This is a genomic window from Collimonas fungivorans (assembly GCF_001584145.1).
GTDB lineage: Bacteria > Pseudomonadota > Gammaproteobacteria > Burkholderiales > Burkholderiaceae_D > Collimonas > Collimonas fungivorans.
This window is the reverse complement of record NZ_CP013232.1, coordinates 4,753,988-4,775,565: the sequence shown is the minus strand read 5'-3', so window position 1 is coordinate 4,775,565 and position 21,578 is coordinate 4,753,988. Positions and strand designations below refer to the sequence as shown.

Sequence of the window (21,578 nt, the reverse complement as noted above, 5' to 3'; positions counted from 1 at the left end):
CGCCGGCCAACCAGAGAATTCCGGCCTGGCCGGAATTACTTGGCTTCGACTACGGCAAACAGGTCTTCTTCGCGCATTACCAGCAGTTCATTGCCGTCGATCTTGACAGCCTGGCCGGAGTATTTGCCGAACAGAACGCGGTCGCCAACCTTGACTGCCAGCGCACGGACATTGCCGTTTTCCAGAATCTTGCCGTTACCGACGGCCAGGACTTCACCTTGATCCGGCTTTTCGGCAGCTGCGTCTGGCAGCACGATGCCGGATGCAGTTTTAGTTTCCTGGTCGAGACGCTTGACGATGACGCGATCGTGCAAAGGACGAAGATTCATATGTGACTCCTTGAGATTCAACAGGTTATTTGTATTTGCAGCAACATCGCAGCAAAGTGGACTGACCGCTCTGCTTTGCTATATGAATGCGCCGCACAGTGACTAGGTCGAGGAGATTGTTAGCACTCTCTCCTAACGAGTGCTAAGTATAGGGACGCTCTGTCGATTTTTCAAGCCCGCATTCGAGTTCGCCGGATAATCTTCAGGCGTAGGGGGGATTAAACGTCTTTTTGCAATCGTCGCCGATCGAATGTTTCTTTTTGACAATGCAAATAATTCGACTCTGACCCTAATTATTCTATCCCCGAGATGGAAGGCGTGAACGCCAACTGATATAGGGTGGGCACCCTGTGCCCACGCGGGAGCGCGCCAATTCAGCGTGGGCAGAAAAACCTGCCCACCCTACGGCCTTGCAAATCGAGTGGAGCTCGTAGATGCGAGTTTGTGCAATCCATGTTGTTCAATTTCCTAAAACCGGCACACTGAATGTCGTTCTCTTACCGTCGACCGTAAAGCGATGCAGCAACGGCCGCTGCCGGTTTTTATCCGGGAAACGGGTCTTCAGTTCGACCTGGTGGCCGTCGGCAGTGGTGAAGCGGTTGCCCGCAATTTCAGAGAAGCCAAGCCGCCCGGCGATGACCGGCGCGGAAAACGGGATGTCGTCAGCGTCTTTCCTGCGTCCCTTCAGCAGCAGCATCTTGTCGTTCCAGATTTCACGCTTGGCGAGCTTCGCTTCATACATGTACGGCAGGCCGCGGATCTGTGAAAAACGCTGCACGAAATCGTGATCGCTGCTGAATTTCTTCTCGATCTCGGTGACCGAAAGCGGATTTGTATCTTGCACTTCAAGGCAGCAAAACGCGTCGATCTCGCCGCCGAAATCCTTGAGCGCTGTGAACACCGTGGGCGCGGCCAGCTTCCGGTCGGTGAAGATGAAATGCCGGTGCGAGATCAATTGCAAGGTGTGGTCATCGACCACCAGCACGTCCTCCCATAATCCAGCCGCCGGGGCTGCCGCAAACAGCGGCGTCATCGGCACTGCCAGGAAAAACAACGCAAACACTATTTTCATGAAATGGCCTTATTGGTGGGGTGGGCACGGGTATCCACCCTACGACTAATTTCCATCGACCGACCAGTGCACGCTATCCTCGGGCCCGTACCAGATGACGCCGTAGGAAGCGCCGACCGATTTCAGGTCGATGAAGTTTTGTACGGTCCTGGTTTTTTTCTGGGCGTCGACAATGGTTTTGCCGGCATAGCCGGTAATCACCATGTCGATCGCCTGCGAAAAATTATGCGCCGAGCGGCCCGGCCTGCTGACCGGCACCGAACTGATGCCGTAGCCGCTCACCATGTCGCGCGCCGCTGACTTCGCTTGCGCCAGGTTCGCCTTGAGCTTGTCCCGGTCCCGGTGCGACCAGTCGATATTGACCCCGCGCCAGGCCGGCACGGAAGCAGGGCGCTCCTTGTCGCGCGCAATTTGCAGCGAGTAATGCATCAGGTAGGAACGCTCTTGCGGACGGTAGGTGGTGGTAATGACGACGCGCATGCCGGCCTGCTCCAGCGCCGCAATGAACCGTTTCACGTTGCTCCGGAACGGCTCGGCCAGGTCTTCGACGCGGAGGCTCGGCATGAAGCGCAAGCACCACGGCCTGCCGCTGGGTTCGAGCAGCATCGGCGGCGCAGACGTCGAGGGTGTCGATGACGTGTCGCTTCCTTTGCCGGCAGCGGCCCTTGCCTTTTGCTCCTCGATGTACTGCATGATCTGGGCCGGAGTAAGTTGTGAAGGGTCGCGCGCGGACAGGTTCGATGCGAATGCGCACGGCGCAGGAGCGGCCGCTGCCAGAAGCAGGGCGGCCATTACGCGGACAGGTTTGCTTCGAACGTATTCGAATAATCGATAAAAACCGAAATGGCGCATGATTTTTGTTGTTTTCAGACGTCAGCTTGCTTCTATTCTATGCTCCCCGGCATCAATGTGGTGGATCAGGGGTTTGCGAATCAGGCATCAATCGAAATGTCATATCGTGGCTGCCGGGGAATTTTTGTGACATGGATTTAACAATGTTTTGCACAGTTTCTTCTCGTTGTAAATACCTGAATCAGCAATGACACAGCCGCTCTTCAGCAATAGAACCGTCGATTTTCCCGGCCGTGGCTATCGCCGCGATAGCCGTCTCATAGGCAGATACTGGCTGCCAGCGCAATCGCGCTAAAACGACGGTCCGACAGCGCTCGGATTTGTCCTACATTTTTCACGGATTTATCCCCATTCGAAGTCAATCCGAGCCTACAGACCGCAAGTTGTCTCATCTCTAAAATCCGCTCTACGTCGAAGCTCGGCAACCACGAAAGATGTCTTTCACGGCCGGGTTTTACTGCGCATGGGGTGTAGCTGATTTTTATCGGACACGCCGGCACGCGCAAGACCGCAGTCTCAAGCGGCACAACCGCGTTGTGGCGTACCGTCGCTACCACCGTTCACATTAAGCAATTCAGTCTTTTAAGGAATTATTATCATGGCAGCAAGCGCAGTTAAAGTAATCGTGGTCGATGGCAAGGAAATCACGCAGAGCGTGGACCTCCGCACGACCAAGCAAGGTTCCGCCACCAAGGTGAAAGCCATCAAGGGCGGCAAATTCATCCTGGCCGATGCCGACACCGGCGCAGCCCCGGAAAACATCACCGTACACCGCGTCGGCAACGACCTGCACGTGTCCCTGGAAGGCACCGGTTACGAAGATCCTGAGCTGATCATCGAAGGTTTCTACAGCGCAGACGGGCAGGGCGAAGAGCTGGTCGGCGTGGCCGAAGACGGCGCATATTACGAATACATCGCTTCCGATGCGGAAGCTAACCATGAAGCCGGCATGCTGGGCGAAGGCGTGAGTTCCCCGCTGGTGCTCGGCCGCAACCCGCTGGTCGGCTTCGGCAGCGGCCTGGTGCCTGCCGCCGGCATGAGCTGGCTTGGCCTTGGCCTGTTCGGCCTGGGCGCGCTGGGCCTGATCGGCGCGGCGCTTGCTGGCGATAACGGCGGCAACCCAGGCAATCCCGGCGACGGCGGCAACCCAGGCAATCCTGGCGACGGCAAGCTGACCATCGGCGATATCACCGACAACGTCGGCACCACCACCGGCTCGATTCCTCCGGGCGGCAGCACTGACGACAACACCCCAACCATCATCGGCGACGGCGGCACCCCGGGTAAAGTCATCACCATCATCGACAACGGCAAGCCGATCGGCTCGACCATCGTCGACGACGACGGCAAGTGGACATTTACCCCTGACAACCCGCTGGACGACGGCCCGCATGAGATCGTCGTGATCGAAGACGGCAAACCGCCATCGGACGGCCGCGACATCATCATCGACACGGTCGCGCCAGCCCAGGTCCTGATCGAATCGGCCTTGGACGACGCCGGCAGCAGCACTGGCTTCCTCGACAACGGCGCCATGACCGACGACAAGACCCCGACCCTGAGCGGCAAGGCTGAAGCCGGTTCGCTGGTCAAGCTGTACGCCGACGGCAACGAGGTTGGCAGCATTGTCGCCGACGCTGACGGCAACTGGACCATCACCTCCAGCGAACTGCCTGACGGCCCGCACAAATTCACCGCCACGGCGACTGACGCCGCCGGCAATGTCGGCCTGCCATCGGCGGACTGGGTGGTCGTGGTCGACACCATGGAAGGCAAGCCAGCCATCGGCGACGTCACTGACGACGTCGGCAGCAAGACCGGCACCATCCCCAACGGCGGTGATACCGACGATAATACCCCGACCCTGAGCGGCGGCGGCGGTGGCGGCCTGACGCCAGGCAGCACCGTGGTCATCAGCGATGGCGGCAATCCTATCGGCACCGCGATCGTGGGCGACGACGGCAAGTGGGAATTCACCCCGCCGCCGCTGGATGACGGCAAGCATGACTTCACCGTCGTTGTTACCGATCCGGCTGGCAACACCAGCGATCCGTCCGATCCATGGACCGTGAACATCGATACCTTGGCGCCAGATGCGCCGACCATCGACCTGGTCATCGACGACCAGGGCGCTTCGACCGGCCCGCTGACCTCGGGCGGCCCAGCCACCGACGATGCGCAACCTACCGTCAGCGGCAAGGCCGAACCGAACAGCATCGTCACCTTGTACGACGGCGACAAAGCTGTCGGCTCCACCAAGGCGGACGCCAGCGGTAACTGGACCATCACGCCAGACTTCCCGCTGTCCCTGGGTGAGCATAACCTGACCGCCAAGGCCAGCGATGCTGCCGGCAATATCAGCGATCCAAGCAACCAGTTCGACCTGGATGTGGCTACCGGCGGCGTGCCGACGGCGCCCGCCATCATCGGCGTGAACGACGACAACGGCGCAACGCCTGTCCCTGTTGCCGAGAACGGCTTCACCAACGACAATACCCCGGTGGTAATCGGTACTGCACCTGCCGGTTCCGTGGTCATGATCTATGTCGACGGCAACCCGGTCGCACTGGGTTCGGCCACGTCCGATGCTGACGGCAACTGGAGCTTCCCGGTGCCGGCGGCTAACCCGCTGACAGACGGCTTGCACAACTTTACCGCCAGCGCTGGCGGCGTGTCGACCGGCCAATACCCGATCAACATCGATACCACGGCGCCAGGCGCCTCGACCGATCTGTCGCTGATCGACGACGTCGGTGCGCGCACCGGCGAGATTGCCGACAACGACACCACCGACGACGCCAACCCGACTTACAGCGGCAAGGCCGAGCCAGGCACCAGCGTGGTCGTCATCGTTGATGGCGTGCCGGTCAAGACCGTGCCGGTCGACGCCGGTGGCAACTGGACCTACACGCCAGAGACCCCACTGGCCGACGGTGCGCACACCATCAGCAACCAGGTAGTGGACCAGGCCGGCAATACCAGCCCGGTCTCTGCCCCGACCCATTTCATCGTCGACACCGGCGCCGTAACGATTGCCATCACCCAGGTCGATGACAATGAAGGCAGCATCACCGGTCCGATCAGCAACCATGGCGTCACTGACGACACCACACCGACCGTACACGGCACGGCTACCGCCAACAGCCTGGTGCACATCTACGTCGACGGCAACCCGGTTGCAGTCGGTTCAGTGATGGCCGATGGCAACGGCGATTGGGTATTTACCCCAACCCTGACCGAAGGTCCGCACACCATCACGGCAACCTCGACCAACGCCGCCGGCGTGGTCAGCGACAGCAATGAGTTCGACCTGACGGTCGACACCACTGCGCCAGCCAAGCCGGAAATCGGCGACGTCATCGACGACGTTGGCACCCAGACCGGCAGCATCCCGAGCGACGGCGGCGTCACCGACGACACTACCCCGACCCTGGTCGGCGGCGGCCTGACCCCGGGCGACAAGGTCATCATCAGCGATGGCGGCAATCCTATCGGGACCGCGATCGTGGGCGACGACGGCAAGTGGGAATTCACCCCCACCACGCCGTTGAACCCGGGCGACCATGAGTTCACCATTGTGGTGGAAGATCCGGCCGGCAACACCAGCGATCCGTCCGATCCATGGGATATCGTCATCGATACCGGTGTGCCGGATGCACCGACCATCGACCTGGTCATCGACGACCAGGGCGCTTCGACCGGCCCGCTGACTTCGGGCGGCCCAGCCACCGACGATGCGCAACCGACCGTCAGCGGCAAGGCTGAACCTGGCAGCATCGTCACCTTGTACGATGGCGACAAAGCCGTCGGTTCCACCCAGGCAAACGCCAGCGGCGACTGGACCATCACGCCAGACTTCCCGCTCGACCTGGGCGCACATAACTTGACCGCCAAGGCCAGCGACTCAGCCGGCAACGTCAGCGATCCGAGCAACCAGTTCGACTTGGATGTGGCCACCGGCGGCGTGCCGACGGCGCCCGCCATCATCGGCGTGATCGACGACGACGGCGCCAGCCCGGTCAACGTTCCCCAGAACGGCCTCACCAACGACAATACCCCGGTAGTTATCGGTACTGCACCGGCCGGTTCCGTGGTCATGATCTATGTCGACGGCAACCCGGTCGCACTGGGTTCGGCCATCTCCGATGCGGACGGCAACTGGAGCTTCCCGGTGCCAGCGACTAACCCGCTGACAGACGGCTTGCACAACTTTACCGCCACCGCAGGCGGCGTGTCGACCGGCGAATATCCGATCAACATCGACACCACCGCGCCTAGCGCCTCGACCGACTTGAGCCTGATCGACGACGTTGGCGTCACCGGTCCGATCAACGACAACGACACCACCGACGACGCCAACCCGACTTACAGCGGCAAGGCCGAGCCAGGCACCAGCGTGGTCGTCATCGTCGATGGCGTGCCGGTCAAGACCGTACCGGTCGATGCCGGTGGCAACTGGACTTACACGCCAGAGACCCCGCTGGCCGACGGTCCGCACACCATCAGCAACCAGGTAGTGGACCAGGCTGGCAACACCAGCCCGGTCTCGGCCCCGACCCACTTCATCGTCGACACCAGCGCTGTAACGATTGCCATCACCCAGGTCGATGACAACGAGGGCAGCATCACCGGTCCGATCAGCAACCATGGCGTCACCGACGACACCACACCGACCGTGCACGGCACGGCCACCGCCAACAGCCTGGTGCACATCTACGTCGACGGCAACCCGGTTGCAGTCGGTTCAGTGATGGCCGATGGCCTCGGCAACTGGGAGTTCACTCCGACCTTGACGGAAGGTCCGCACACCATCACGGCAACCTCGACCAACGCCGCCGGCGTGGTCAGCGACAGCAATGAGTTCGACCTGACGGTCGATGTCACTGCACCAGCCAAGCCGGAAATCGGCGACGTCTCCGATGACGTCGGCGTGGATACCGGTACGATCCCGAAAGGCGATGTCACCGACGACACCACACCAACCATCGGCGGCGGCGGCCAGGAGCCGGGCGACAAGGTCACCATCATCGACAACGGCGCTCCTATCGGCACCGCGATTGTCGGCGACGACGGCAGTTGGGAATTCACCCCGACCACGCCGTTGAACCCGGGCGACCATGACTTCACCGTGGTCGTCACCGACCCGGCCGGCAACACCAGCGAACCGTCGGATCCATGGCCTATCGTCATTGACGTCGACGCGCCGCCGGCGCCAGAAATCACCACCGTAATCGACGACAACGGCGCCACGCCTGAGAGCGTGGCGGAGAATGGTTTCACCAACGACAACACGCCAACCATCGTGGGTACGGCCGTGGCTGGCTCGCGGGTCTCGGTCCATGACGAGAACGGCAACCTGGTAGGCACCGCCACGGCTGACGGCGACGGCAACTGGAGCGTTACCTCAGGCGTGCTGCCGGATGGCCCGCACATCTTTACGGCCACCACCACTACCCCGAGCGGTCTTAGCCCGAGCAGCAACCAGTACCTGATCCACATCGATACCGTTGCGCCAGATCCTACTGTCGGCCATCTGATCGACAATGTGCTGGGCGGCGGCCAGACTGTGGTAGAGGAAGTGGCGAATGGCGGCACCACGGACGATAGCTTGCCGGAATTCTCCGGCACGGCCGAGGCTGGCACCGTCGTGCGTATCTCGATCACCTTTACCCCAGCGGGTGGCGCGCCGGTGACTTCAGTCGTCGACGTACCAGTCAACGACGCGGGACATTGGACCTATCTCCCGGATAGCGATCTGGATGACGGTAGCTACAGCTATCAGACCGAGGTCATCGATGCGGCTGGCAATCACAGCGCCTTGAGTCCGGCATACACGTTTACGCTGGATACCTCTCCACCGCCGCCAGTGGTGACAGCAGCTGAAGCCGGCGCGGTAGAATCGGCGCCAGCGCCCCAGGTCGAGGTGGAGGCAGCAACGCCACGTGTCCCGAGTTCTATCACAGTCACTGACAAGGTAGCTGGCGGCATCGTCGGCGAACTCAACGACGGCGATTTCACCAACGATCCACGCCCTACGGTGTCGGGCAACGGCGGGGTGGCAGGCACAGTAGTCACCGTTGAATACAACGGCCTCATTTACGGCTCGGCGACCGTCGAGGCTGACGGCAGCTGGAGCGCACCGCTGATGCGGGATCTGCCGAACGGAAGTGTTGTGCTGGATGTCAGTGATGCGACTGGCACCGCGACCAGCATCGGGTTTATCGTCGATACGATGCGGCCGAGCCGCCCGATCGTGGATTTCATCTACGATGACGTGAATCCGATTGATATCACCAATCCGCTGGGCGATATAGTGGGGAGAGGCAATTTCACCGATGACCGTACACCGACCCTGGTCGGACGCGGCGAGATCGGTTCCATCATTACGATCACGGATAGCGACGGCAACGTCTATGGCAGCGTGACGGTGACCGGCACCGGCGCTACCGGTGACTGGCAGTTCACGATACCAACGGATCTGGCAGACGGTTCCCATACCTTCCTGACCACCGCGACCAATATGGCCGGCAATGTGTCGAACCCCTCGGTGGCCTACACCATCGTCGTCGACGTCCCGATTCCGGGCACTCCGGGTGATCCGCCGAATATTGTCAGCTACAGCGACGATGTCGGCGCGGTAACGGGCACGTTTGGCAGCGGGCAGGCTACCGACGACACGACCCCGCGCTTGAACGGCAATGGCGCAGCCCCTAACGCGATCGTCTACATCTACCAGGATGGCGACGTGACGCCGATCGGCTCGGCGCAAGCCGGTCCGACAGGACTCTGGTCGTTTGACGTGCCGGCCTTGAGCAATGGCGATCGGGCTTACGTATTTACGGCGACTCAGGCCGCCAGCGCCACCGACCCGCAGAGTGCTCCTTCGGTGGACTTCACCCTGAACCTGGATACCACTGCGCCAATCGCACCGACGATTGATGGCGCCCTGGATAATGTTGGTGCGATCACCGGCAACGTAGAAAGCGGTCACAGTACCGACGACCGCACGCCGCAGCTCAGCGGTACGGCCGAAGCGAACAGCATCGTTGTCATCCGTGACGGCGGCGTGGTCATCGGTTCGGTCACGGCCAATGGCACAGGCGACTGGACCTTCGACGTCCCGGCTCGCACCGGCGATGCGCCGCATGTGTTCACAGCCGTGTCGCACGACGCTGCCGGCAATATCAGCCTGCCGTCCAACGACTATAGCCTGACCTTCGACACCACCGCGCCAAACGCGCCGACGATTGACGGCGCCTTGGATAACTTTGGTCCGATCACCGGCAACGTCGACAGCGGCCAGTCTACCGACGACCGTACGCCGCAGCTCAGCGGTACTGCCGAAGCGAACAGCATCGTCTTCATCCGTGACGGCGGCGTGGTTATCGGTTCGGCCACGGCCAATGGCACGGGCGACTGGATCTTCGACGTCCCGGCGCGCAGCGGCGATACGGCACATGTGTTTACCGCTGTGTCGCACGATGCGGCAGGCAATGTCAGTCCGGTGTCGAACAATTACGACCTGACCTTTGTCGATCCCACCGCGCCGCTCGCGCCTGCGATTACAGGCGCGCTGGACGATGTTGGCACGATCACCGGCAATATCGGTAGTGGCGGCACCACCAACGATAAGCAACCGTTGATCAGCGGCGTCGGCGAGCCTGGAGCGATCGTGAGGGTGGGCGATTCCACAACCGGGATTTGGCTGGGATCGGCCACAGTCGGCACGGACGGCAAGTGGAGCTTGCCGGTGGCGGCCAATGTGGCCCTGCGCGATGGGTCTCATGCCCTGAATGCGGTGCAGGACCTTGGCGGCATGACCAGCCCGGCCTCGGCGGTTTACTCCATTAACGTGGATACGGTGAGCTCGGTCACTATAAGTTCGGCATATGCCTCCAACAGCAAAGGAGATATAGGGATTGCTGACGGGTTGTATACCGTAACTGCCGTGGGCAGAGGTGAGCCGGGTTGTACGGTGGTTCTGAACTACGGTGCATCGACTCTCTCTACCACGGTAAAGGCTGATGGGTCATGGCAGATCATCGACTATAACCGGAACGGCGGGTCTAACCTTTATACCGTGACCCAGATAGATCGTGCAGGTAATGTCGGTACTGCATCTGCAGTTCCTACCCGGGGATCTCCGCTGGCGCTAGATTTGGGCGACAACGGCTTCGAGACCACATCGTTTGTCGCATCCGGCGTCCAGTTCGACCATAACGGCGATGGTGTTAAAACCTCGACCGGTTGGTTGAACGGCAGCGATGCCTGGCTGGCGCTGGATAGGGACGGCAATGGAAAGATCGATTCGGGTCGCGAGCTGTTTGGTGACAATACGCTCAAGAGCGACGGTACGCTGGCGGTCGACGGCTACGATGCATTGCGCGATCAGGACAGCAACGGCGACGGCAAGTTCGATGCCAACGATGCGGCCTGGGGGGATGTGCGTGTCTGGCGGGATCTGAACCAAGACGGTATCAGCGAGGCTGACGAGATGATGACACTGGATGACGCTGGCATTGTCTCGATCAACCTGAATCCGACCGGCGAATGGGTTGATTTGGGCAATGGCAACCAAATGCAGGGTGAGGCACAGTTTACCCGTGCGGATGGCAGCACCGGCAACATGACTGACTTGTGGATGGGCTTGGGCGCCGATGTCACGCTGGACGATGGCGTGCTCAAGCTGGAAGGCAGCGATGGTCTGCTGGATCTGTCGCAAGTGAGCCTGGTTGACCCTGCCGCGTATCTGAAAGCAGTGGACATCACAGGTGATGGCGACAACACCTTGAATCTGTCGCTGAACGACGTGCTGAGTCTGGGCCAGAAGGGCCTGTTCATCGATGACGGCAAGACCCAGCTGCTGGTCAAGGGCGATGCCGGCGATGTGGTCAACCTGGATGCTGTGCTGGAAGGCGTCAACGCCGAAGGCGACTGGACCCAGGCGGCCGGCGCGGTGACCGTGGCAGGCGTGGAGTACAACGTGTTCCAGCATGCCGGCCTCGAGGCCGAGCTGCTGGTGCAGCAGGGAGTCACCACCAACCTGAGCTGACGCTTTGCGGTAACGCGTAGGGTGGGCAGAAAACCCTGCCCACCCTACGCGGTTCCTTGCCGCCTTCCTTGAAGTCTTTTTAAATTTATTCGTCCGGCCATGCTGCCGGACTGGAGCTAAACCATGTTGAAACATTCGAAATTTATCTTTAGCGCGGCGTTGAGCGGTGCGCTGCTGTTCGCCGCCGCCATGCCGGCCGTGGCGCAAGAAGCGCAAGCCGGCAAGGCGGAACGCCAGGTCTTCGGCGCCACGTACAGCCCGGTGCCGACCGTCAAGCCAGGCCAGGCCCAGGTGGTGTACTACCGCGCCATCCCGGCCGGCCAGCGCACAGCCGGCGGCGCCCACGTGTATGTGGACGGCGAATTCCAGACCTCGCTGCTGCCAGGCGGCTATTCGGTATTCTGCGTCGCTCCCGGCTCCCATACCCTGGGTGCTTACCTGAACGACCAGCCGCTGTATAAAGGCAAGACCGTGGACCTGTTCAAGGCCAACCTGGCCGACGGCGCTACCTACTTCCTGAAAGCCACGGAAGACGGCAGCAGCGGCGCCCCGGTGCCGGTGGCGCGTGATGTTGCCGAGCGTGAGCTGGCAAACTCCCGCGACCAGATCCACGCCCTGTCGCGCGCCTCTGCGGTGCAGGCTTGCAACAACGGCGCCGTCTATGCTCCGGCGCCTGCCTACAAGGACTACACCCTGAGCAGCGACGTCCTGTTCGCCTTCAACAAATCCGGCTTCCGCGACATCAGCGCTGCCGGCCGCACCGAACTGGCCAAGCTGGCGCAGACCCTGCAGGCGCAGCCTGAAGGCATCAAGCACATCACCGTGATCGGCCATGCCGACTTGATCGGCAAGGCTGATGCAGCACAACGCCTGGGTGCAGCCCGCGCAGCGACGGTCAAGCAGTCCCTGGCTGAGAACGGCATCCCGGCCCAGCTGATCCAGACTGAAAGCCGCGGCAATACCGAACCGGTCGACGACAGCTGCCGCAAGACAGCCACGCCAGCCAACATCGCCTGCAACGAGCCGAACCGGCGCGTGGTGGTGCGGGTCGAAGGCCAGCGCAAGAACTGATTGGCCGTAGGGTGGGCAGAAATCTGCCTGCCTACCCTCTGGATGTATGTAGTCAGGGCCGCTTAGCACCATATGCTAAGCGGCCCTCATTTTTTGGTCAGGCAAGCATCAGTAATGTGGGTGGGCTCGCAGGCGGCCAAGGACAAGCAACGTGCAACATAGGATTTTTCCTGCACATCCTTCGGATTTATTTCCTGGCGATGCCAATCTTTCCCGACAGACCGCACATCGCGCCCTCCCTACAATCGCCTCTTCAACACACTGGATCTGCGGATGGCAGTGTGGCCGGGCAACGATATCTGCCGGCACGGCAGCGTTGGAGATTCGAGGCAGCGACTGCCGCGACGATGACGCATGCGTCCTGTCTCCCTGTGAAAGAAATCCTATGCTGCTGCAAAATTTCAAAATCCCGCTGTCCCTGACCTTGCTGGCCTTGCTGATCGCTTACCTGATGGGCGGCGTGGAAGACATGCTGATCGTCGCCATCCTGCTGGTGCTGGAAATATCGCTGTCGCTGGACAATGCCGTGGTCAACGCCTCGGTATTGAAAAACTGGTCGAAAAAATGGCAGGACCGTTTCATGACCTACGGCCTGCCGGTGGCCGTGTTCGGCATGCGCTTCATCTTTCCCCTGCTGATCGTGGCGATCCTGGCCAATATGGATTTCTGGTCGGCGCTCACCCTGGCGCTGGAATCGCCTGCCCAATACGCGGCTATCCTGCAATCGGCGCACCACCAGGTCGCCGCGTTCGGCGGCGCCTTCCTGCTGATGGTGTTCTTCCAGTTCATGCTGGACCGGGACAAGGAGGCGCATTGGCTGGGCTGGCTGGAAGCGCCGCTGGCGTGGCTGGGCCGCGTCGCCGCCATCGATGTCGCGCTGACCCTGGGTGTGGTGGTGCTGGCGTCTTACCAGGTGGCGGCCGCCGAGCAGATGGCTTTCCTGCTGGCCGGCATCGCCGGCGTGATCGGTTTCGTCGTAGCCCACGGCATCGGCAGCCTGCTGGGTGACGGCAGCGGCGACCGCGTGGTGCGCGAAGGCGCCGCCGGTTTCCTGTACCTGGAAGTGCTCGATGCCTCGTTCAGCTTCGATGGCGTGATCGGCGCTTTTGCCTTGTCCAACAATATTGTCGTGATCGCCCTCGGCCTGGGCGTGGGCGCGGCTTACATCCGCAGCATGACCCTGGTGCTGCTGCGCAAGAACACCCTGGTCGAATACAAATACCTTGAGCACGGCGCCTTCTGGGCCATCGGCGTGCTGGGCGCCATCATGTTTGTCAATGTCAGCTACCACGTTCCTGCTGTCGTCACTGGCCTGACCGGCGCTGCGTTGATCGGGCTGGCCATAGCAAGTTCGATGATTGCCAGGAAAAATGACGAAAAATGCGCCGTGGCCTGATCGCGCGGCAAGCTTCTTCTTCCGCTGACAGCTTGGTAGGGTGGGCAAGGTTTTTTTGCCCACGCGGTGCCGTGGATATTCGTGTAACGGAGCTTTGTATCTTGTCACGTCCGCGTGGGCACAGGTGCCCACCCTACGCGAATTGTTTAGGTCAAATGCGTATTGTCGAAGAAAAAAATCGTGTTTATTGTTGGTTGTCCCTGAAAAAAACAGGGATCAGGTTTAGCAGCCTGATTTGCATATACTGCACAAGCCGCGCCAAGCGGTTTGTGCGTCACCTTTGTATGTCTCTATGACGGCAGTGGTGGGGAGCCTTCGGGCTGCCGGTTTTGTATATGCACCGGTCTGCTAACCCTGCCATCTGCCGTCTCCCGTTTAGCAGCTGGGGCCGGCCTAACAGCATATACGGAGTTTTCATGGCCAGCCTCGACACGTCTGCACAATTTCCCCACCCATCAATCAAAGCCGATCACCAGCCATTCTCATGGCTGACCGAAGAACTGCGCGTCGACGCCGCGATGCAGTTCCTGTCGCATACGCTGGACATGGCGCAAGGCATGCAAACCTGTCTGGGCCTGGTCCATGCCAGCAACCGGGCGCGCGAGGAAGGCGATCCCGCCTGCCCGCCGACGCTCAACGCCACCGATACCGAATGCCTGACGCGCCTGGCGATGGCCGCCGCCGGCATGCTGGCGGAACAGGCCGGAAGACGTATCGACGTTCTCAATCAACGGCATACAGAACGGGCGAGTCAAGGTATACACGAAAGGGCAACGTGACCACTATCGAGAAATTCATAGAACGGCAACGCCCAACCCCGGTTTTTCGTTGCGCTCAACAAACGCAGCTAACTGGGGTCGGAGTGAACTTTCTGCGCGCTTTTTGCAGAAACTTCACTCCGACCCCACTTAGCGGCCTACGGAGTACATGCTTCATCCTAAAAAGAACAAAACCGCGTAACACGCTGTGTCGTTCTCCGAATCCGTCATGCGAGGTCGGAGTGGTGCCACGAGATAAGTATTTGTGTAGTCATGAGGTTATAGAAATACACGTCAAATTGTAACAAATATGTTATGATCGAATATCAGGTTAGTTACTATAGCCAACAGATCCAGGCAGACATTATGTCCTTGCCGGCAACGCTGCAGGCACGCTATCTCAGCTTGACCGCCAGAATGAAGATTTACGGCCCTCATTTGGGGGAGCCTCATACCAAGGTGCTTGGCAATGGCTTGCTTGAGTTACGCTTGAAGGGCGCGGAAGGCATTGCCCGTGTTTTTTATTGCACGATGGTCGGGAAGCAGATTGTCATGCTGCACAGTTTCGTCAAGAAGACACAAAAAATTCCTTTTAAGGAAAAACGGATTGCAGAAATTCGCATGAGGGAAGTTAAAAATGAGCGCTAAACGTATTCCCCCGACCATGACGCATGAAGAAATGCAGGCTCGGATGCTGCAGAATCCCGTTGTCCAGGCTGAATACGAACGCTTGAATCGCGAGGAGTTTGCCATTCTTGACGAAATTTTAGCGGCACGCAAAGCGGCTGGACTCACCCAGGCACAGATTGCCGAACGTATGGGAACCAAGGCGCCAGCCGTGGCGCGCCTGGAAAGTTCATTAGCTTCGGGTAAGCACTCTCCTAGCATCAATACATTACGCAAATATGCGGCAGCGCTTGGAAAACGCCTCGAAGTGCATCTGGTGTAACGCTGTTTGCCAGCATAGCTTCTGCTTCCCATAAAGCTGACCGCTAGCGCTGGCAAGGAATCTTGCCCACGGATTTCAGGAGTACTTTCGCGTCACAGTGTGCCGATCCGACTTGTGGCCCGGCGGACTTGCCCTGATGCTAGAGGCATACCTGGATGTCCATTCGTTCAAGAGAATTTTTCCTACAATCATGTCGGATTTATCCTCGGCCGACGGACGCCACTCCCTACAGACCGCACCTCATCCCCTCTCTAAAATCTCCTGTATATCGATCTATGGTGAGCGAAGGACGTGTTTCGCCAGCAAGGGATCGCGCCACAAGCGGCTGCCGTGCGCCCGGATATCCCGGCCAGGCAGCAGCCTTATCGGCTTACCTAAGGAATGGACAGGGCAATGAACGCAGACACATCACTCGCCGGCAACGATCCGCACGTCTCTCTGGAAGATGCGGTGTTTGCCGCCCTGAGCCCGGACAGCGTGCATGCGCGGCCGGCGGGCGAGGCTGACGCCGGCGCCCACCATGAATACACGGCCGTCGACGCCAGAAGCGATTACGACAGCGGCATGATGGGCGATGCCCTGGGTGCGGCGCAGGCGCAAGGCCAGAGGCAGGCGCAAGGGCAGGGCCACGCAGCCGGCCGCCACGGCCTGGGCCAGTTCAACCATGGCGTGCTGAGCACGGCCGGGGCCATGCTGGGCGACGCTGGGCAGCATGAAGCTGGCGACAGCGGCGTCGGCCACCTGACGCTCGGCGGCGCTGCCGACAATACGGAAAAGAAACCGAGTGTGGCAGCCAATAGCCACGGCAAGGAAGAGAGCTGGTCGGCGCTGCACCACGAAGTCGAAGTGGCGGTCAGGACGGAACCGGCGGCCGACAGCGGCCACCACCACGCCACGCCGGCGATAGCTGACGAGCAACACACATGGGACTTCATCCATGAAATCCCGCACCCGGAAGGCGTGCACAAGATTGCCCCCATCGTCGACAGCGCACATGAGATTACGGTCAGCGAGACTGCCGGGCAGCTGTTTGCCGGCCGCGACAGCCTCGGCGCTGCCGCGGCGCCGGTCCAGTCGATGCCGGAACCTGTGCCAGCCGAGCCGTCGGCCAGCGACCCCGCAGACGCCGGCTCAACCCTGGGCGGCAAGGTCGAGCCGGGCGCCAGGGTGTCCCTGTACGACAACGGCGCGCTGGTCGATACCGTGCAGGCCGACGCCGACGGCAACTGGGGCGCGTCGCCGCAGCTGGGCGAGGGCGCGCACCAGCTCACCGCCATGACGGCCGACGCCGCAGGCAACCAGACGGTGGCGTCGAATCTGACGATAGTGGTGGCCGAACAGGCGGAACCGCAGGCCGACAATGCCTCCCTGGCGACAGCCGATGGTTTCAATGCCGGCCTGGTGCCGGAGGCGCTGCAAGGCCATGGTTTTGCAGCTGACTTCGACGCTCTCTCGGCGATGCTGTCGGCAGCCGGTGCGTCTGCGGATGATCTCGCGCACCCGAGCGCAGTGTCGGAATATGCCGCATTCTCGCTACCGGACGATGGCCAGATGCAGGTCGAAGGCGCCGACGACAGCAGCGTCCTGAAACTGGATAGCGCCAGCCAGGTGTTCGATCTGAGCGCGTTGTTCCAGGGCCTGCAGGCGCCCGCTGCGGCAGAGGCCGGCAACAGCCCGTTCAAGCTGGCGCTCGGCGATGTGCTGGAGCAGGGCGGCAAGGACTTGTTCGCCGCCGATGGCGCGACGGATCACGGCAATGCCGGCGCTACGCTGGCCCTGGCAGACATACTGGGCAGCGATGGCAGCGGCTGGGCGCACGTCCCAGATATGCTCGATGGCCAGATATCCGGCAACTACCAGCCAGCAGCGCAAGGCCTCGAATGGTTGCAGCAATACGGCGCCGAGAACCAGCCGGCTTAAATGGCCGTCAGCACTGCGTGGGCACAGGTGCCCACCCTACCATGGGCGCCGGTGTCCACGTGGGTGTGCCGGGATGCAAATGTCCTCGGCATGCCTTTCGTAGGGTGGGCACCTGTGCCCACGCGGAGTTCCGGGACACGACGTCCGCGATACGAATGCCGGCGGTACCGCGTGGGCACGGGGTGCCCACCCTACGGGGCGATTGGATGTGCGATGGCAACGCATGTGGCATGCACCAGACCATGCCCGTCAGCCATGTTCCCCGGCATCGGATTTTTCCTACACACATGACGGATATTTTCCCCAGCGGCGCCCGCCGCCCCCTACAGACCTAACGTCATCCCCCCTCTAAAATCCGCTCTGTGTCGAGACGCCGCAATCACGTAAGGTTTTTCCGGCGACCGGGCTTGAAAGCGCTGAGGCAGTTTGCTCGGCAGCGGATATGCCGGATCGGCGCTCGCAAATGGATTCTTTCGGCTGGACAGCTTTGTGTGCATCAGGCCGGTCCGGATAAATAAAAGTTACCTTGAAAAGTACAACCCATCATGTCAACAGAAACAACTCCTGCAGCGCCTGTCGAGCAAGCTGACATTCCGGTGACGACCAGCGTGGTCGACACCATGCTGGCATGCACCATGCTGATCTGCGATTACTACGGCGTCGGCCGCAGCGCCGAAGCCATGTGCGCCGGCCTGCCCAAGGGCCGCCTGCTGGAGCCGGCGCTGGCCTTGACCGCGCTGACCAATGCCGGCCTCAGCGGCGGCTTGGTGAAGCGCCGCGTGCAAGAGCTGTCGCCGCACCTGATGCCGCTGATCCTGCTGCGCCAGGACCGCGGCGCGGTGATCCTGACTGGCCGCCGCCTGAACGAAGAGCGCAAGCCCATCTATCAGATAGTGATGCCTGAAGTCAGCAACGAGATCGTCGAAGTCAACCAGGAAGAGCTCAATGAGTGGTATGCCGGCCACGCCATCCTGGTCAAGCCGCAAGCCAAGATCGATGCCCGCGCCGGCGAAGAAACCGCGCGCAGCGAAGGCCACTGGCTGTTCACCACGCTGTGGCGCTACCGCCGTTACTACTACAGCGCCGCCCTCGGCGCGCTGCTGATCAATGTGCTGGGACTGGCCAGCATCTTCTTTACCATGAATGTGTATGACCGTGTGGTGCCGAACCAGGCTTACGCCACCTTGTGGTCGCTCGCCATCGGCGTCGTCATCGCCATGATTTTCGAAGCGGTATCGCGTTATGTGCGGGCCCACTTGCTCGACATGGCCGGCAAGAAAGCCGACCTGGTGATGGGCACCATGCTGTTCCGCCAGGCGCTGTCGGTGCAGATGGAGCACAAGCCGGCTTCGTCCGGTTCGTTCGCCAACCAGTTGCGCGAATTCGAATCGGTGCGCGATTTCGCCACTTCGGCCACCTTGTCGGCGATTTCCGACCTGCCGTTTGTATTGCTGTTTGTCGCTGTCATCTTTTCGGTCGGCGGCATGCTGGGCTTCGTGCCGCTGGCGCTGATCCCGCTGATCATCGGCATCAGCATTTTCGTGCAATGGCCGCTGGCCCGCACCATGCGTGAGAACCTGCGCGAATCCTCGCTCAAGCAGGGCGTCCTGATCGAATCGGTCGAGGGCCTGGAAACGCTGAAATCGGTCGGCGGCGAGGGTTACATGCAGCGCCGCTGGGAAACTTTCAGCGCCGCCCAGTCCGCCACCAGCATGAAGTCGCGCATGATTTCCAGCCTGGCGATGAACGTGATGACTTCCCTGCAGCAGGTCCAGACCGTGGTGCTGATCGTCTTCGGCGTCTACCTGATCGGCGACGGCACCCTGACCCAGGGCGCGCTGATCGGCACCGTGATGCTGGCCGGCCGCGCCGTGGCGCCGCTGAACCAGGTGGCCGGCCTGGCCGTGCGTTTCCAGCAGGCCAAGGCTGCCCTGCAGTCGCTGAACCGCCTGATGGCGATGCCGATCGACCGCGATCCGAAAATGGAATACCTGGCCAAGCCGCCGCTGAACGGCCAGCTGACGCTGAAAGATGTCAGCTTCGCTTACCCGGCGCCGCCGATGAAGCCGAATCCGCAGGTGCTCAAGAAAATCAACCTGTCGATCAAGGCCGGCGAGCGGGTCGCCATCCTGGGCCGTATCGGCGGCGGCAAATCGACCCTGCTGCGCATGATGGCGCGGCTCTACATGCCGGTCGGCGGCCAGATGTTCACCGACGGCCTGGACGTGGCGCAGATCGATCCGGCCGACTGGCGCAAGGCGGTCGGTTACGTCGGCCAGGAAGCGCGCCTGTTCTACGGCACCTTGCGTGAAAACATCATGATCGGCCGTCCTGACGCGCCGGCCGAAGAATTCCTGAACGTGCTGCGCCTGACCGGCCTCGATGCCGTCGCCAGCAAGCACCCGATGGGCATCAACCTGCCGATCGGCGAAATGGGCGAAGGCCTGTCGGGCGGCCAGCGGCAGCTGGTGGCGCTGGCGCGCTGCCTGCTGGTCAATCCGCAGCTGATCCTGCTGGACGAACCGACCAGCGCCATGGACACCCAGACCGAAGCGATCTTCATGCAGCATCTGGCGCGCGCTACCGAGGGCCATACCGTGGTGATCGTGACCCACCGTCCATCGCTGCTGTCGATGATCGAACGCATCGTGGTGGTCGATGACGGCAAGGTAGTCGCCGACGGCCCGAAACAGAAAATCATGGCGGCTCTCAGCGGCAACAGCGCCGCAGCCAAGGGCGCCGAAGAAAAGACACCGCTGGCCGCGTAGGGTGGGCACCCGTGCCCACGCATGACCGGAACAGGTATGTACATGTAGAAAATTCCCGCGTGGGCACCTTGTGCCCACTCTACGAGGGCATTGGACGAACAAGAAAAAGCGGCAGCTGCCGCGCAATCAATTAACGGAATATTTGGACAAAAGGTGTAGTTATGAAATGGATGCAATGGATTCGACGAAGCAAGCCCGATGCTGCCCAGCTGCAGCCGGGCGACGCGGCGTTCATGAACGATCTGCGGGAATCGCTGCTGACCCAGACTACGCCGGGTTCGAAAGCTATCCTGTACCTGATCGCGGTAGTCATGGTGGTCGGCCTGACCTGGGCGAAATTCGCCAAGGTCGAGGAGATCACCCAAGGCGAAGCCAAGATCATTTCCAAGAGTCGCGAGCAGGTGATCCAGAGCCTGGAAGGCGGGATCCTGGCAGCAATGGATGTGCGCGAAGGCGGCATCGTCGAGAAGGGGCAGATCCTGCTCAAGATCGATCCGACCCGGGCCCAGGCCAGCTATCGCGAAGCGCTCTCCAAGCAGATCGGCCTGGAAGGCTCGATCGCCCGCCTGCGCGCCGAAGCTTACCAGCAACCGCTGGTGTTCCCCGACATCGTCAAGAAAGATCCGGCCGTGGTGCAGCAGGAAACGCTAGCCTATAACGCCCGTCGCCACGCCTTGGACGACAGTTTGTCGTCGCTGCAGAACAGCTACAACCTGAGCGCCAGGGAAATCGGCCTGGCCGAGCCGTTGGCAGCCAAGGGCCTGGTGTCTGAAGTGGAAATCCTGCGCATGCGGCGCCAGGCCAACGAACTGAAATCGCAGATGGTGGAACGGCGCAACAAGTACCAGGCCGACGCCAATTCCGAGCTGAGCAAGCTGGAACAGGAACTGTCGCAGACCACAGAGAACCTGGTCGGGCGCGCCGATATCGTCGAGCGCACCACGGTGCTGGCGCCGGTGCGCGGCACCATCAAGAACATCAAGGTCAACACCATAGGCGGCGTGATCCAGCCGGGCGAACACATCATGGAAATCGTGCCGCTGGAAGACCAGTTGCTGGTCGAAGGCAAGATCAAGCCGGCCGACGTCGCCTTCCTGCGGCCGGGCCTGCCCGCCACCGTGAAAGTCTCGGCCTATGAATACGGCGTGTACGGCGGCCTCAAGGGCACCGTGGAACTGATCAGCCCCGATACGCTGACGGACGACGCCAAGGCCGCGGCCGGCCGCGATGCCACTTATTACCGGGTGCAGGTGCTGACCGACAGCAGCTACCTGGAGGCAGGCGGCAAGCGCTTGCCGATCATTCCCGGCATGACGGCCACGATGGAAATCCGCACTGGTGAGAAAACCATCCTGGATTACCTGCTGAAACCGGTGTTCAAGGCGCGTGAAGCCTTCCGGGAGAGGTGAGA

At 61.2% G+C, this 21,578-nt stretch carries 12 protein-coding genes; 9 read left to right on the top strand and 3 right to left on the bottom strand.

Annotated features, from left to right (window positions below):
- Positions 1 to 35 precede the first annotated feature (35 nt).
- From groES to CFter6_RS20915, 3 genes are all read right to left on the bottom strand, one after another.
- Positions 36 to 329 (bottom strand): co-chaperone GroES, encoded by a 294-nt coding sequence (gene groES, locus CFter6_RS20925; RefSeq protein ID WP_061541557.1) that lies wholly within the window; start codon positions 327 to 329, stop codon positions 36 to 38.
- A gap of 460 nt (positions 330 to 789) precedes the next feature.
- Positions 790 to 1,401, bottom strand: a complete 612-nt coding sequence (locus CFter6_RS20920) for a hypothetical protein (protein WP_061541556.1) — start codon at positions 1,399 to 1,401, stop codon at positions 790 to 792.
- A 45-nt stretch (positions 1,402 to 1,446) separates the two neighbouring features.
- Positions 1,447 to 2,193, bottom strand: a complete 747-nt coding sequence (locus tag CFter6_RS20915) for a hypothetical protein (RefSeq protein WP_061541555.1) — start codon at positions 2,191 to 2,193, stop codon at positions 1,447 to 1,449.
- Positions 2,194 to 2,851: 658 nt separating this feature from the next.
- Here CFter6_RS20915 and CFter6_RS20910 point away from each other — a divergent pair.
- The 9 genes from CFter6_RS20910 to CFter6_RS20870 all read left to right on the top strand — a co-directional run bounded on the left by CFter6_RS20910 (position 2,852) and on the right by CFter6_RS20870 (position 21,576).
- On the top strand, positions 2,852 to 11,305 hold the full coding sequence (locus tag CFter6_RS20910) for an Ig-like domain-containing protein (RefSeq protein ID WP_061541554.1): 8,454 nt from the start codon (positions 2,852 to 2,854) through the stop codon (positions 11,303 to 11,305).
- Positions 11,306 to 11,428: 123 nt separating this feature from the next.
- Positions 11,429 to 12,376 (top strand): OmpA family protein, encoded by a 948-nt coding sequence (locus CFter6_RS20905; RefSeq protein ID WP_061541553.1) that lies wholly within the window; start codon positions 11,429 to 11,431, stop codon positions 12,374 to 12,376.
- Between the two features lie 388 nt (positions 12,377 to 12,764).
- Positions 12,765 to 13,772: a DUF475 domain-containing protein gene (locus CFter6_RS20900; protein ID WP_061542507.1), complete on the top strand. Its 1,008-nt coding sequence runs from the start codon at positions 12,765 to 12,767 to the stop codon at positions 13,770 to 13,772.
- 416 nt (positions 13,773 to 14,188) lie between these two features.
- Entirely contained in the window at positions 14,189 to 14,551 is a 363-nt protein-coding gene (locus CFter6_RS20895; RefSeq protein ID WP_061541552.1) for a hypothetical protein, read from the top strand.
- Positions 14,552 to 14,845: 294 nt separating this feature from the next.
- Positions 14,846 to 15,178 (top strand): type II toxin-antitoxin system RelE/ParE family toxin, encoded by a 333-nt coding sequence (locus CFter6_RS20890; RefSeq protein WP_205631413.1) that lies wholly within the window; start codon positions 14,846 to 14,848, stop codon positions 15,176 to 15,178.
- On the top strand, positions 15,168 to 15,479 hold the full coding sequence (locus tag CFter6_RS20885; protein WP_081466507.1) for a helix-turn-helix domain-containing protein: 312 nt from the start codon (positions 15,168 to 15,170) through the stop codon (positions 15,477 to 15,479). Before CFter6_RS20890 ends, CFter6_RS20885 begins: the two co-directional genes overlap by 11 nt.
- A 393-nt stretch (positions 15,480 to 15,872) precedes the next feature.
- Positions 15,873 to 17,399 carry an Ig-like domain-containing protein gene (locus CFter6_RS20880; RefSeq protein WP_061541551.1) on the top strand — a complete coding sequence of 509 codons (1,527 nt, stop codon included), beginning with the start codon at positions 15,873 to 15,875 and terminating at the stop codon, positions 17,397 to 17,399.
- Positions 17,400 to 17,944: 545 nt separating this feature from the next.
- Complete coding sequence (locus CFter6_RS20875) at positions 17,945 to 20,167, top strand: type I secretion system permease/ATPase (protein WP_061541550.1); 2,223 nt, start codon at positions 17,945 to 17,947, stop codon at positions 20,165 to 20,167.
- Between the two features lie 161 nt (positions 20,168 to 20,328).
- Entirely contained in the window at positions 20,329 to 21,576 is a 1,248-nt protein-coding gene (locus tag CFter6_RS20870) for an HlyD family type I secretion periplasmic adaptor subunit (protein WP_061541549.1), read from the top strand.
- Positions 21,577 to 21,578 lie beyond the last annotated feature (2 nt).